General features: G+C 55.8%; 15 protein-coding genes. 9 read left to right on the top strand and 6 right to left on the bottom strand.

The window, feature by feature from the left end; translation table 11 throughout:
* Positions 1–2 precede the first annotated feature (2 nt).
* Positions 3–1853 (top strand): MAP7 domain-containing protein, encoded by a 1851-nt coding sequence (locus tag CQ018_RS18660; RefSeq protein WP_105551520.1) that lies wholly within the window; start codon positions 3–5, stop codon positions 1851–1853.
* A gap of 29 nt (positions 1854–1882) precedes the next feature.
* Here the strand turns inward: CQ018_RS18660 and CQ018_RS18655 are convergent, their stop codons facing one another.
* Entirely contained in the window at positions 1883–2188 is a 306-nt protein-coding gene (locus tag CQ018_RS18655; RefSeq protein WP_105551519.1) for a hypothetical protein, read from the bottom strand.
* A gap of 90 nt (positions 2189–2278) precedes the next feature.
* On the opposite strand from CQ018_RS18655, the gene CQ018_RS18650 reads away from it, so the two are divergent.
* Positions 2279–2902, top strand: a complete 624-nt coding sequence (locus CQ018_RS18650; protein WP_105551518.1) for a DUF1684 domain-containing protein — start codon at positions 2279–2281, stop codon at positions 2900–2902.
* 25 nt (positions 2903–2927) lie between these two features.
* Entirely contained in the window at positions 2928–3017 is a 90-nt protein-coding gene (locus CQ018_RS20895) for a hypothetical protein (protein WP_374954219.1), read from the top strand.
* A 103-nt stretch (positions 3018–3120) separates the two neighbouring features.
* Here the strand turns inward: CQ018_RS20895 and CQ018_RS18645 are convergent, their stop codons facing one another.
* Positions 3121–3900: an SDR family NAD(P)-dependent oxidoreductase gene (locus tag CQ018_RS18645; protein WP_105551517.1), complete on the bottom strand. Its 780-nt coding sequence runs from the start codon at positions 3898–3900 to the stop codon at positions 3121–3123.
* 178 nt (positions 3901–4078) lie between these two features.
* On the opposite strand from CQ018_RS18645, the gene CQ018_RS18640 reads away from it, so the two are divergent.
* Positions 4079–4858: a glutamine amidotransferase gene (locus CQ018_RS18640; protein ID WP_105551516.1), complete on the top strand. Its 780-nt coding sequence runs from the start codon at positions 4079–4081 to the stop codon at positions 4856–4858.
* On the opposite strand, the gene CQ018_RS18635 is transcribed toward CQ018_RS18640, so the two are convergent.
* A complete protein-coding gene (locus tag CQ018_RS18635; RefSeq protein ID WP_105551515.1) occupies positions 4855–5427 on the bottom strand; it encodes a YdeI family protein in 573 nt (190 codons plus the stop codon). The genes CQ018_RS18640 and CQ018_RS18635 overlap by 4 nt on opposite strands.
* Positions 5428–5531: 104 nt before the next feature.
* On the opposite strand from CQ018_RS18635, the gene CQ018_RS20375 reads away from it, so the two are divergent.
* From CQ018_RS20375 to CQ018_RS18620, 3 genes are all read left to right on the top strand, one after another.
* Positions 5532–5690, top strand: a complete 159-nt coding sequence (locus CQ018_RS20375) for a ribbon-helix-helix protein, CopG family (RefSeq protein WP_105551514.1) — start codon at positions 5532–5534, stop codon at positions 5688–5690.
* A gap of 155 nt (positions 5691–5845) precedes the next feature.
* Positions 5846–6472, top strand: coding sequence for a hypothetical protein (locus CQ018_RS18625; protein ID WP_146111956.1), 627 nt, complete (start codon positions 5846–5848; stop codon positions 6470–6472).
* Positions 6473–6517: 45 nt separating this feature from the next.
* Positions 6518–7627 carry an NADH:flavin oxidoreductase/NADH oxidase gene (locus tag CQ018_RS18620; protein WP_105551512.1) on the top strand — a complete coding sequence of 370 codons (1110 nt, stop codon included), beginning with the start codon at positions 6518–6520 and terminating at the stop codon, positions 7625–7627.
* Between the two features lie 121 nt (positions 7628–7748).
* Here the strand turns inward: CQ018_RS18620 and CQ018_RS18615 are convergent, their stop codons facing one another.
* Both CQ018_RS18615 and CQ018_RS18610 read right to left on the bottom strand, forming a co-directional pair.
* Positions 7749–9095: an MFS transporter gene (locus CQ018_RS18615; RefSeq protein WP_105551511.1), complete on the bottom strand. Its 1347-nt coding sequence runs from the start codon at positions 9093–9095 to the stop codon at positions 7749–7751.
* Positions 9096–9142: 47 nt separating this feature from the next.
* Positions 9143–10390, bottom strand: coding sequence for a M20 family metallopeptidase (locus tag CQ018_RS18610; RefSeq protein WP_105551510.1), 1248 nt, complete (start codon positions 10388–10390; stop codon positions 9143–9145).
* A 161-nt stretch (positions 10391–10551) separates the two neighbouring features.
* On the opposite strand from CQ018_RS18610, the gene CQ018_RS18605 reads away from it, so the two are divergent.
* Positions 10552–11538 (top strand): Lrp/AsnC family transcriptional regulator, encoded by a 987-nt coding sequence (locus tag CQ018_RS18605; protein WP_105551509.1) that lies wholly within the window; start codon positions 10552–10554, stop codon positions 11536–11538.
* A 99-nt stretch (positions 11539–11637) separates the two neighbouring features.
* Here CQ018_RS18605 and CQ018_RS18600 read toward each other — a convergent pair whose 3' ends face one another.
* Positions 11638–13077: an MDR family MFS transporter gene (locus CQ018_RS18600; RefSeq protein ID WP_105551508.1), complete on the bottom strand. Its 1440-nt coding sequence runs from the start codon at positions 13075–13077 to the stop codon at positions 11638–11640.
* A gap of 168 nt (positions 13078–13245) precedes the next feature.
* Here CQ018_RS18600 and CQ018_RS18595 point away from each other — a divergent pair, with 168 nt between their 5' ends.
* On the top strand, positions 13246–13785 hold the full coding sequence (locus tag CQ018_RS18595; RefSeq protein ID WP_105551541.1) for an NUDIX hydrolase family protein: 540 nt from the start codon (positions 13246–13248) through the stop codon (positions 13783–13785).
* Positions 13786–13845 lie beyond the last annotated feature (60 nt).

The raw sequence follows: 13845 nt of genomic DNA, 5'->3' as shown, positions 1-13845 counted from the left end.
GTATGAGCACATCGGACACCGATACCACTGCTGCGTCCGAGGCCCTGGCCCGGCTGCGCAAGGAAGCCCCCGACGTACCGCTGTCATCCGCTCCTCAACGATCCAAGGATGCCCCCGAGCCTACCGGCCAAAGCATGAGCGGTGCTTCCACACAATACCTGGTCCCAGAGAAGCCGCATACCCCACCGGTTATACCTGCAAACCTCGCTCAAGCACCGCCAGCACCAAACCTTGGGCCAGAAGAGCGGGTATCCGAACGCATTGCGCATCCGGTTCCACGCCACCTGCCCACGTTTCCCACCAAGATTGATGAACTCTTGGCACCGGCCCAGGATGATCCGGCGACTGGCCCCTCATTTAGGCATATGGGACAAGTAACGAAATCTTCCAAGGCAATCGATAGCAGCAACACGATCACCGAAAATTCTCAGGCAGTGGCAACTCGTGAGAAAACTGCAACAAGTGGTGGATTTGCCTTGATCAATGATTGGCTCGATTCCTTTGAGGATCCCGATTGGCAAAAAATTGGCGATACGGTCTATACCTCGCCACGAAGATTCAAGGTATGGATTAGCACGGTTCGTATCGAGCGTGCCAGAGCTGCCGAGCTTCGGGAGCGCACCAGGCTACTTGAGGAAGCCCACAGTAAGGCGCTGGCCGAAAATACCAAACGGCAGGCAACCCAAGATGCCGAACTACAGCGCAGCGAATACGAGCGGTTGGAACTCGAACATGCAGCGGAAGAGAAAATCGAGCAAGAACTTCATCAGAAGCACCTGCGCGAAGAGGAACAGCTTGAACTGGCTCGACACGAGCAAATAGCTCAGGCACGGGCACAGCTGGCCGCCACACAACAAACTGTGCAGTTTGACTCCCCGCTTTCCCCGGCGGAACCCTCCACAGCTTCGCCTCTCGCCTCAACGGCACGGGTACCCTTGGGCGCTCATGAATTAGCCGCCCTTGTCTCTCACGCCAAGGAAGCCATCGCCAAGCACCAGGCCCTGGTTGATCCAATCTATGTTGCTCCATATACCTTGCCAGATACCTCGGCGAACCAGGCCTCAACGTCTCAAGATTTGATTCGACGCATCATCCTTACGGCCATTGCCATTGGTGCAAGCATTGTGGCGTTCTGGGTCACCGGTGATTTAGTTGCCGGCTCTTTGGATGGGCAGCATGCGCGTAGTAGTTTGCTCTCGCTTGCCCCCACCGCGTATCTTTTGCTGCCGCTGATTTTTGTATGGGCTGTGTTCAGCTCCGGCTATGCCTGGTTGACCTCTCAACGATCGGCAAATCGTCAGCGGGCCATTGGATTCCTGCTGAGTGCCGCGTTGGCCGCTGGAGGCTTGTGGTTGCTCTTTGTCAAGGTCGAGAATCTTTTACTTGCTTTTATTGCCGCACTTCTTTGCATCTTGTTGCTACTGCGTACCGTGACAGAACTAAATAAAAATACCGCCCGCAACACCATCGAACGGGTCTTTACCGATGCCCCGGTGAGCCTGATGACCGGATTTTTCTTGGTTATTACCGTGTCCTCGTTCTGCGAGTTGCTCGCCGGATGGGAAATCTTTGATGTTCCCGAGATTCTTGCCGCTATATTCGTTGTGGGCTTGGGTTATCTTGCCACCAGCCTCGCGATGACCGAACGTGGCAGGATCATTCTAGCGACGGGCTTTGGATGGGGGATGTTCTGGTTGTTGGTGCCACGGCTTTTGGGACCAAACCCATCAATCTGGGTTGCCGTTTTAGCCGGAATGGCAGGCTTTGTGGTTATTTTAGCCACCGAAAATCGGCGCTATCAAATCCATCATGCCGAGCATCGAGCGGCACGCGGTAAGCGCACCGTGTTCTAGGCTCTGCGGTCGGCCCGGGATGGCTTCGGTTAGCGCCGCACAATAGTCCAGCGGCCCTTGGTTCGACGTAGCACCACAAGTTTTTCACTCACCGAGACCCCTTCAACGGCGGCACGCATGAGCGCAGCGGATTCAATGGCTTGGGCATCTGGCTGGCCATCATCTTCAACCGTGTACCGCACGGTAATCCGGGGAATTCCTGCAACAACATCTAGCTGGTTTGCATCCACGTGATGGTGTTCGGCAAGGCTTGCCACAGCAACTTTCATGACGGCTTCCGGTGCGTGCCCGGGACGCAGACCCATAATATTTAGTTGTGCACGGTAAGAAGGCATGCAATCCAGCCTAATACACACCGATCTCACGATTTCCGGTGGCAAACTTAGCGCATGAGTGCACCTATAGAGTTCTTGGCTGGGTGGTGAATGCGCGAGGAAGGCCTTGCCGTTGAATTCGGTTCGCTAACGCTCAGCAGCTTTCAATGGATTCCTACAATTCCTAGCCTCCGCGAGTTAGTTCCGGGCTGGTGGAGCGCGGATGCTTACGGAGCACACACTGTGTTCGTTACCCAAGATGCCATCACAGATCCCGATGGGGAGCCGCTTTCCGGGAATCTTAACAAAGCTCTTGATGAAGGTGACTTGATTCACTTTGTTCGCAAGGTCGATGTGCTGGTGGAGCTTGGCATGCGCGATGGGCGTTATATGATTCGTACCCGGAATCGCAATCACGAAAGATTGCGCAACTTTTTTGGTGTCCCGATTTTTGAGCATGCTCCCGCGCTCAAAGTCTCCGGGCGCTTCACTGCCTACGATTCCCCGTGGGTGGTACCAATCGGTAATTTTCGTGAGGATACAAAGATCACCGCCGAGCTGGTGGGTGATGTTGAATTTGAGTTCGGTGGGATCTCCCACCGGCTTGCCGTCACGCAGCAGGATGACGGTTCCTTAGCGTTAACCTTTGGTGATGAAAGCAATGGTTTGAGCACCGTGTCATGCCGCTGTGTCAAGGTGCCAGCACCGGGCCCGGGGGGGCAACCTCACCATTGATTTCAACCGCAGCCTGAACTATCCCATGGCGTTCTCTCCCTTTGCCTTGTACCCGGCGCTCGTTACCGGGAACCATGTGGCCGTTGACGTGAGTGCAGGAGAGAAACAGCCCTGAGCACACGTCATCACCGAGAAGTAGCGCCCACGGCGATGGTTCTTCAGAGAAAAATCATCCCTCCACGGACTGGAGAATGTAATGGGGGCTTACCGCGGAGCGTTTATTTGGGGCCCATGCGGATGGCCCCATCAAGCCTGATGGTTTCCCCGTTAAGCATCTGATTGGACACGATATGGGATACCAGGGCCGCGTATTCTTCTGGCTTACCTAGCCGCGCCGGGTGCGGGACTTGAGCCCCGAGCGAGGCTTGCGCCTCTGCTGAGAGCGAGGCCATCATGGGAGTCTCAAAAATACCCGGTGCGATGGTCATGACTCGGATATAGTTGCGGGCCAGTTCGCGGGCCAGCGGTAACGTCATTGATGCGACGGCGCCCTTGGAGGCGGCATAGGCGGGCTGGCCGATCTGCCCGTCAAAGGCCGCAACTGATGCGGTATTGATGATGACACCACGTTCGGGCGTGCCGGTTGCGGCATCGATGAGTGGCTCGGTGGCGACCATGGCTTCGGCGGCCAGACGGGTGACGTTGAAGGTGCCGGTGAGGTTGATGGCAATGACCTTCTCGAAGTTTGCCAGTGGTAGTACTCCTTCACGACCCAGCACCTTGCCCGGTGTTGCCACCCCGGCGCAGTTGACCACTATCCGTAAGGCGCCAAGCTCTCCGGCTGCCGCAATGGCGGCCCGGACCTCATCCTCGTTAGTGACATCCGCGGGAATGAAGATTGCCCGCTCCCCCAGCTGTGCGGCTGCCGCCACTCCATTGGACGAAGGTAGATCAAGGAGTACTACCGAAGCTCCTGCTTCATAGAGGGCTCGGGCGGTTGCAGCCCCAAGTCCGGAGGCGCCTCCGGTAATCAGTGCCACGGAATCTTTGATCTGCATGAAGCCTCCATCATTGGTGCGTCCAGCTCTCGGCAGCTTCCGGAGAAAGGAACACCCTTTGGGTTAGTGGTTCTTAACTGGTTCCAGCGTAGACGGGTGCTCGCAAAGTCCCAAGGGGTACGGCTCAGGATATTTAGGGGTGTGCGAAAGTCACCGGTGGCCGCAATAGACTTCAAAGATGAAGCATTTCATTTTGCTCTCCACCCGGGAGGACGACATCGCAGCCGCCGACGAGGTGCGCGGGGTGCTGGACACCAGCGGGTTGGAAGCCAACCGGTTACGGGCCATTCGGCTCTCCCGGGCTCCGTTAGGTCCACTCGAAAACCTCGATTTGGAGCACTGTGCCGGGATCATCCTGGGCGGCAGCCCATTCAATGCCTCGGATGAAGAGCAACAGAAATCCGCCCTACAGAAACGTTGCGAGGCGGACCTGGCCGGTTTGTTGGATGTGCTCGTTGCAAGGGATTTCCCGTTCTTGGGCGCCTGCTACGGGGTCGGAACCCTCGGGGTTCACCAGGGCGGCACTATCGATCGGCAATTCGGTGAGCCCGCGGGAACCTCGCGCGTCAGGGTGCTTCCGGCCGGGCGTGAAGATCCAATGCTGGCCGGGTTGCCCGATGAATTCGATGCCTTTGTGGGGCATAAGGAAGCGGTCTCCGCCCTTCCAAGCAATGCGGTGTTGCTCGCCGATTCGGCGAGCTGCCCGGTGCAAATGTTCCGGATTAAATCCAACCTCTACGCCACACAATTCCACCCAGAGTTGGATTCTTCCGGGTTTGCCCAGCGCATCATGATCTACCGCGACGCCGGGTATTTTCCTTCCCATGAGGCGCAGGAACTACACGACAAGGCACTGGTCTCCCGTGTTGAATATCCGGAATTGATCATGCGAAACTTCGTGAACATCTATGGCGGGAACCATAGCGCAGCGGCTGCGGATCCTGTCAGGCAAAACTAAAAAATGTTCTGGCCAGCATCTAGTTTGACCACGAATTCGGTAATCCTTTTCTGTCGGGTTTCTTCTCGTTTGGCATTGTGCAACCTAAAGTAAATGGCGAAGCGTTCGGAGGCACCGAGTGCGGCCAGCTTTGCTTGAGCTATAGGGTGCTCGGCGAGCGCGGCGAGGAAATCGTCGGGCAACTGGGCATCCTTTTGCCCCGCATATGCTTTCTCCCAACGCCCATCGGCCTTGGCCGCATCAACTGCGGCAATTCCTGCGGGAGCCATGAGCCCGGCGTCCAGCAATCTCGCGATGGTTCCGACGTTTTTGGCCGACCAGATGCTGCGCTTGGTACGTGGGGTGAACCTGTTGGAGAAGCTTTGCTCATCGCGGCCGTTGCGTCTGCCATCAATCCAGCCGAAGCACAGCGCCTGCTCAACTGCCTGCGCATAGGTCAGTTCGGTGATGCTCCCACCCTTCTTGTGGAGCACCAGTTGCACACCCCGGTGAGATGCATGGTTTTCGTCTAGCCAAGCCCGCCATGCATCTTCGTTGGGCACTAAGAGTTCTTCAAGTTCTATCGCCATAGTCTTTATCTCATCATGGCTCGGGGGCAGTTCGCCTATTATTCGAAAAATCGCTCGATAGTTTTCTCTAGGCAAAAGTCTGCTATTTTGCTAGCATCCTAGATATGCAGGCACAAGAGGAGACCTTAAGTCCCAAAATTCAGTTCAACATTTATCTCCCGGCGACTCTCGTGCGCCGGGTGAAACATGCTGCCATTGACGATGAAAAAAGCCTTTCCGCATACGTTGAAAAGGCCCTAACCGATTACCTGGAGAAACCCTGATGCTACGTGTACGACCAATCCTGAGCACCCCACACGAAGATGCATGGGTGTCTCTCCTTGAGGCACTAGGTCTTCGAGAAATCAGCGTAGGAACACAAAGTTCTGATCCAGAAACACCGCGGCCTCGCTGCTTTGCGGCCGGTTCGGGCCGAGTCATGCTTCAACCATCAAGCACGTTTCAGACGTCCCTGGGTTTCGAAGTCCGCGATGTTGAGAAGTTTGCTCAATGGACCATCAGTGATGGAACACCGGTTCGTTTAGAAACCCTCCAGTCCGCGGCCGAAGAACCCGAGGGGCACATCATTGCTCACTTGGTTGCCCCGGATGGGCTGGCTTTTACCGCCGTACCGGTGGATGCTTCCCTCACCGCCGGCACACCGCAACCTAGTACCGCCGGCCTCACTAGCGATGCTTCACTAAGTGTGCTCGCCTTGTGGAACACTCCCGATGTCCCGGGCTCTGCGAAAACCTTGGAAAACATTGGTGCTAAGCCAGATACCAGCTCCAACAGTGGAAAATGGGTGCAATTCCGTGCCAAACATGGCGGCTACGTCGCGGCACACGGCGGAAGTACGCCCAGCACGGTGCTCTCCTTCGAATACGACGGGGATCTAGTCGCATATGCTGCAGGTTTGCGGAATGCTGGATTTGAAACCGAAATTGTTGATGAGGCCTACGGCCGTACCCTCCTGGTTGCTCACCCCGATGGGGACCAGCTCTGGATCAATGAGCGCCAATCGGACCTGCATGGCTACACCCGCAGCGAATCATCCGCCTTGTGATTCCCCACAGGAATACCGGGGCTCACGGGTTCGTTAGGAACAGACATGAGTAAGCTTTTCACCCCGGTAACCCTTGGCGCACCCAATGGACCGGGCCTAGCCTTACGTAACCGCACTGTCTTGGCACCGATGTGCCAATATTCGGTCACCAACCATGATGGGGTGCCGCATCAATGGCACCTCACACATTTGGGTGCCCGTGCGACCGGTGGATTTGGATTGGTTTTTACCGAGGCCACCGCCATCACCGCACAGGGGCGCATCAGCGATCAAGACACCGGGATCTGGAACGATGAACAGGTTTCTGCGTGGGCGCCAATCGTCGAGTTCATCCATTCCCAGGGAGCCGCAGCAGGAATTCAGTTGGCCCATGCCGGCGGCAAGGCCTCCACCTACCCGTGGTTGCCCAAGTTTATTGGCGCCAACAGTGTCGGCAGCATGGATGTTGGAACTGGTGGGTGGGAAACCCTTAGTGCCTCGGCCACCGATGCTCTTGGTCTCAGGGTTCCCACCATCATGAGCTTCGACGATATTTCTGCTTCCATCTCCGCGTGGGCGCAAGCCGCCACTCGTGCGGACGCTGCGGGGTTTGATGTGGTTCAGATTCATGCTGCCCATGGCTATTTGATCCACCAGTTTCTTTCCCCACTAAGTAATCAACGCACCGACGATTATGGTGGAAGTTACGAGAATCGCACACGATATCTACGCGAGGTGATCAAGGCCGTGCGTAGTGCGTGGCCCGCGCACAAGCCCTTGGCTATCAGGTTCTCGGGTGAGGACTGGGTGCAAGACGGGTGGAGGATCTCTGACACAGTACGTTTTGCCGCCGAGGCGTATGAGCTGGGAGTAACTAGCTTTGATATTTCCAGTGCAGGTATTGGCACGTATCACGGGCCTAGCGGTCCGGGGTATCAGGTGTCCTTGGCAGCTGCGGTAAAGGCAGCTGTACCCGAGTCTTTCGTCACCGCGGTGGGCATGATTAATGAGCCCGAGCAAGCCGAGCAGATCTTAGTCACGGGTGCCGCGGATGGGGTTTCTATTGGCCGTGCCGCGTTGAAAAATCCGAATTGGCCGGCCGTTGCCGCGACCGTGCTGCATGAGCCACGGGAGAACACTCCGTTTGCCGAACAATATTGGCGCGCCCACTGGTGACATTCGCATAGAGAAGTTTGTGGCTTCTCTTAGCTACTTCCACAGCGCGCAGTTGGCTCACGTTCCCCCCTTTGTAGGCGAGGATGCGAGCCAACTGTTTCAACCACAAGTTTTCGTATGTTTATGTGTGTAGATCCTTACCGACAGACTCAGGCAACTTGTACGAAGTCACCGCACTGATCAGAAGCAAGATAATTGCATAAACCGAGAAGACCATCGGACCTGTGTGCATTCCAAACCAGGCGTTGAATCCGGCCTGCAGGAATGCTGCGGTGCCGCCGAAGGCAGCAACACAAATTGCGTACGGGATGGCCACACCTACCGTGCGAATAGCCGTGGGGAACAGTTCTGCATATACGGCCGGGACAATTGATGCCGAGGCCGCGATGAAAATCAGCATGACCGACATCGCAACGAATAACTGCCAGGCCTCACTCTTCACCAATGAGCTCATGGGGAACTGTAAGGCCGCGGCGCCAAGGCAAGAAATGATCAAGACCGGGCGGCGACCAATACGGTCAGAGAGTTTGCCCCAGAACAGCAGAGATCCCATGAAGACAAGGTTCGCTCCCACACCAATCCACAATGCGGTTGCCGCGTCCATCTTCAGCACCGAGATCGCGTAGGCAGGAGTTGAGATGCTCCAGATGTAGTAAACAACCGTCAGACCAACCGTCAGACCAATAACTTGTAATGCCTTACGCCAATTGGCAATCACCTGAGCAAAGATCGAGGGACCAGCATTACCGCTGGCGACCTTTGCAGCTTTCTGTTCCTCAAACTGATCGGTTTCCTTCAACCGCGCACGCATGATCAGCGTGTACAGACCCATCACTGCGCCAATGGCAAACGGGATACGCCAACCAAATGCGGCCATCTGCTCCTGATTCAACGTGACAGTCAAGATGGCTCCCAACAAGGTTCCAAAAACAATTCCCGCATTACCGGAGAAGTAAATCAGCGTTGAGTACAGGCCGCGCTTGGGAGCCGGGGCCATCTCGGCCAGATAGGTCTGCGCACTTGGCATTTCTCCGCCATGTGCCAGTCCCTGTAGGAGCCTAGCCACCAACAGAATAAATGATGCAGCGGCACCAATACTCGCGTAGGTGGGAGTGATAGCAATAATTAAAGAACCCACCGAAGCAAGGGCTACGGCCCCCGTCATTGAGGCTTTACGCCCAATTTTGTCCCCAATGAGTCCAAAGACCAAGCCACCAAAGGGACGAGCAACAAAGCCCACCGCAAAGATCGCCATGGTCGCCAAGAAGGCAGAGGTTGGATCTGCTTTGGAAAACAGCTGTCCGGAGATAAAGGACGCAAACGTCGCATAAATGGCCCAGTCAAACCATTCAACTGCGTTACCTGCACCAATACCGAAAAGTGCCTTGGCATTGGACTGGGTCTTGCTCTTTGGTGAACCTGTAGCACCTGCAGCCGCGTGCGGTGAGGATTTTTCTTTGATACTCATGGGGGTCTAAGTCCTTTGGGCAGTGCCTTATATGGGGAGTGAAACGGCTAGTACGCCGCGGATGCACTAAGTGCTTGAAGCCGGCTAACGGCCAGGTGTGTGTAGAGCGCGGTACCACGGGAGAGCACCGAATCATCAAATACCGCATACGGGGAATGGTTGTAGTTTGCGGTTGCCAGATCGGTACCGGGAGTCAAAGCGGAAAGGAACATGAAGGAACCCGGAACTTCATTAAGCACGCGGGAGAAATCCTCAGATCCGGCCAACGGGTCACGCATGGCAGTGAAAGCCGTGGAATCGAAAAGCTCCGCAACGGCATGGGTGGCAAAGGCCGTCTCCGCCTCATCATTAATGGTTGTCGGATACTCGGTCTCATACCTGACCGTGACTTCAAGCCCATGGGCCTGTGCAATACCTCTTAACAGCGCCGGCACCGAAACCTGAAGCTTCTCGTGGGCCTCATCGCTGAAGGAACGAATCGTCGCCTCAAAATAGGCGGTCTCCGGAATAATATTGCGCACCGTACCGGCACGAAGAACACCCACCGAGATCACCACCGGATCAAAAATATTGAACTGGCGAGTCACCATCGTCTGTAACGCTCCAACCATTTCCGCGGCAGCGGTCACCGGGTCCTTGGCAGCAAAGGGAGCCGAACCGTGGCCACCAGCACCATGCACTGTCACAAACAAACCATCACTGGCGCTCATCACCGAACCGGGTTTGGTGGTGAACATGCCGTTTTGCTCCATGGCGCTCATGACATGCAAACCAAACGCTGCATCAACCTTCGTGCCACTGGCCTCAAGCACACCCTCCCGAACCATATAGCTTGCACCATCCCAGCCTTCTTCACCGGGCTGGAACATCAAGACGACATCGCCACTTAGCGATTCACGACGTTCGGCCAACAAGGTGGCCGCACCGGCAAGCATCGAGGTATGCAAATCATGCCCACAAGCATGCATGGTTTGACCGGTCTGCGAAGCAAACTCGATCTCTGTCTTCTCCACCAACGGCAACCCGTCCATGTCCCCACGCAAAAGTACCGTCGGGCGCTCGCCGACCGGTTGTTGGGCTCCGGCACCGCCGCGTAGTACTGCAGTGACCGAGGTTAGATCCTTGCCAAGTGATACTTCGTAACCCAGCGGTTCGAGCCATTGCAGGACTTTTTCTTGGGTGCGGGGCAGCTGCAAACCGACTTCTGGGGTGCGGTGTAGGTCGTGGCGTAGTTTGGTGATTTCTGGTGCCAGTTCCTGTGCGTCTTGGAGGATTGAGGTGGTTGAGGTGCCCATGGCTTGTGCTTCTTTCCTGCTGCGGCTGGTGCGATTCACACTTTCGTGAGACGCGTCACTTTCGATGGTGAGGTAATTGCGGGACAATGGGAGAAAATCAATGAAAAATTGCGTACTGCATTGCAAAAACAGTGATTTACTGCGTAGATGGTGGGATAGCTATGGAACTACCAGTTGAAGACCTGCAATTGGTCAACGCACTTCAGATTGCTCCACGTGCCAGTTGGGCCGAACTTGGCGCGGTACTTAGGCGACACCCAGCAACCCTGTCCAGCCGCTGGGCACGGTTACACGAGGATCGCATGGCATGGACCTTGGGGCACCTAGGTGGACATCCCGAACAGCATTGCACCGCATTCATTGAGGTTCTTGTTGATCCGCAACTCATTGAGGAAGCCACCGCCGAGCTCTGCGCAATTTCTCAGGTCTTGACGGTTGATGATGCAACAAGCAGCGCCGATTTCCGGCTCACGTGCCTCGCTGCTGACTGGTTGACCATGTCCCGGGAGGTGCTCCCACAGATTAGATCCGCCCGCGGGGTGCAGCGTTTAAAGGTTTCGCTATGTACCAAGCTTTTTGCCACGGGCAATATTTGGCGACTCGATGTGCTGTCTCCGGCTCAACAGACAATGCTGCAACGACTCAATCCTCCCGTCCACTCCTCTCCAACGCTGATTCCCGAGACATTCTGGCCCATGCTACGTGTGCTGATGCATGATGGCAGAGCCACCGTCTCAGAGATTGCGCAGGCAACCGGTCAGCATGCTTCAACCACCGGCAGAGCGCTAAAAACAGCATTAGAAACAGGCATGGTTACCCTGCGTTGTGAGCTGGCGAGCCCCTACACAGGGTTCCCGCTAACGGTTCAGTGGTTCACCAAAGTTCCCGCCGGTACCGAAGAAAGCGTGGCAGCGGTCTTGGCCGAACACCGAAACCTCAGACTCTCGGCGGCAACCACGGGAGCGGCAAATTTCACGTTCATGATGCAGCTGCGCAGGCCCGCGGATATTGCAGATGTCGAAGCAGAATTGGCCGCACGCGTGCCTGGAGTCAATATTCTTGAATCCTGCGTTGGCGTGCGTACCTTCAAACGCATGGGGTGGATGATTGATGGCGATGGCCGCCCCACCGGTGAAATAGTCGTCTAATACTGCCCTGCACACTATTTAACTGGATCGGGTCCACCCACAATTTCTGTGAACGGACCCGATCTTGCAACTAGAACGTTGCGAAAATTTCTATACGCTTTAGTGCGCGTTTGAACTTTCCAGCGATTCTTCCGCGGGAGCCCTGGTCATGAACAACGCAATGATGATCATGCCCACTGCGCAAAGTGCACCGACTGTAAAGCCGGCGGAGAAACCCGCAATCTGGGCCTCGATCGGATCCGAACCAGCGGCGGCACCGGCGGCAATACGCGAAGCAAGAACACCCACAAGCAAGGCCGTGCCAGCTGCTCCACCAAGCTGCTGCAAGGTAGAAAGAACGGCCGACCCGTGCGAATGCAATGAGTTAGGCAGCGGATTCAGTGCCGTGGTGAATGCCGGGGTAAAGATCAGTGCAAGGGAGAACGACATGGTCAGGTGTAAACCAAGGATCACCGGAATCGGCGTATCGGCGTGCAGAAGCTTGGAATAGCCCAAGAGCGCCACCGCCAAAATCGTGGCACCTGGAATAACCAAAGGGCGCGGACCAAACCGGTCAAAGAGCCGTCCCACAAACGGTGCCAACAGCCCCATCAATAGCCCGCCGGGCAAGAGCATCAAACCGGTATTTAGGGTATCGAGACCACGCACATTTTGTAGGTACATGGGAAGCAAGATGATCACCCCAAACATCGCCACCATTGCCAGCACCATCAAAACAAGTGAGAGGGTAAAGGGGCGGTAAGTGAACGGACGCATATCCAACAACGCGTGATCTTTCTTTTGCAAGCGCAGCTGCAGAAGAACAAAGGCCACCAGCGAAAGCACCGCTACCACCAGCACCATCAGCGTCATAGAATCCAAGCCGTTTGACGAAAGCTTACTCAAGCCATAAACCAAACCACCAAAGGCCGGGACGGAGAGTATCACCGAAGGAATCGACAAGGGAGTTGTGGATGATTCGGCGTTCTTATTCAGACGCGGTGCACCAATGAACAGCGCGGCAATCGCGATCGGTGCAACGATCAAGAACATAAAACGCCAGTTCAGGAACTGCAGAATCAGTCCGGAAATGGTTGGACCGATGGCCGGGGCTACGGAGATCACAATAGAAACGTTGCCCATGATGACCCCACGGCGCTGCACCGGAACCAAATCAAGAATGGTGGTCATCAACAACGGCATCATGATTGCCGTACCCGATGCCTGAATCACTCGCGCGCCCAAGAGCAGCGCAAAGCTTGGCGAAGCAGCCGCAAGCAGCGTACCTAGGGAGAAAAGGCCCATGGCCAGTATGAACACGCTACGGGTGCTGAAGCGTTGTAAGAGAAACCCGGTAGCCGGAATGACGACTGCCATGGTGAGCATGAAGATCGTGGCAAGCCACTGAATAGCTTCCTCACTCACCTGGAATTCATGCATCAACACAGGCAAGGCAACGTTCATGATCGTCTCGTTGAGGATCACAACAAATGAGGAGACAATCAGCACCGTAATCGTTGCAAGGTCTCTGGGGTTGAGCTTTGTATTGGTCTCGGTCACTTAGTGTGGCCTCTATCCATGAAGGGTTTGGTGGGTGGGGAACATCAAATTGTAGCGCCCGGGAACCCCATTTCATTCCCCGTTCTAGGTCATCTCATGGTCGACTGGCTCACAACAAAGTGGTGTCATCCTCGCCTTTGGGGTGTTGCATGCACCAAGATGGTGAATATGAACGTACGCACTCCGGATCCATATCCAGGCTGGTTGTCAGATGAAGACCTCTACGAGGCTCGTGCCCGCCTACCGATGCTCTATGTTGAGGCGATCCCGGTGCGTCTAGACCCACTGGGCTACGTCAACGAAATCGGGCTACTGCTCACCGCAGATCCGGAGGGACGCATGCTGCGCACTTTCGTCTCGGGCCGGGTCATGTACCGTGAAACAATTCGTGCAGCGCTGACACGCCACATCGAAAAAGATCTAGGCCCGCTGGCAATGCCACAGTTGCCGCCATCTCCGGCACCGTTCACAGTTGCCGAGTATTTCCCGTCCCCGTCGGAAACAGGGCTCACCGATGAACGCCAGCACGCGGTTGCCATGGCCTACATTGTTCCAATGCGCGGTGAGTGTTCCCCACGCCAGGATGCACTCGAACTAACCTGGCTCACCCCACAGGAAGCCTTGAGCCCCAATATTCAAGAAGAATTTGTGGGTGGCCGTGGCAATATTGTTCGTCAGGCTTTGGCTCACGTTGGTTACATCGGCTAATCATTGGTCAAACAATGTTGGCGTCGGCTCGTTCACCGAGCCGACGCCAACATTGTTTGG

Source organism: Arthrobacter sp. MYb227, from assembly GCF_002975435.1.
In the GTDB taxonomy this organism is placed as follows: domain Bacteria; phylum Actinomycetota; class Actinomycetes; order Actinomycetales; family Micrococcaceae; genus Paeniglutamicibacter.
The sequence above is the reverse complement of the archived record's forward strand: the minus strand, read 5'-3'. Positions and strand labels throughout refer to the sequence as shown.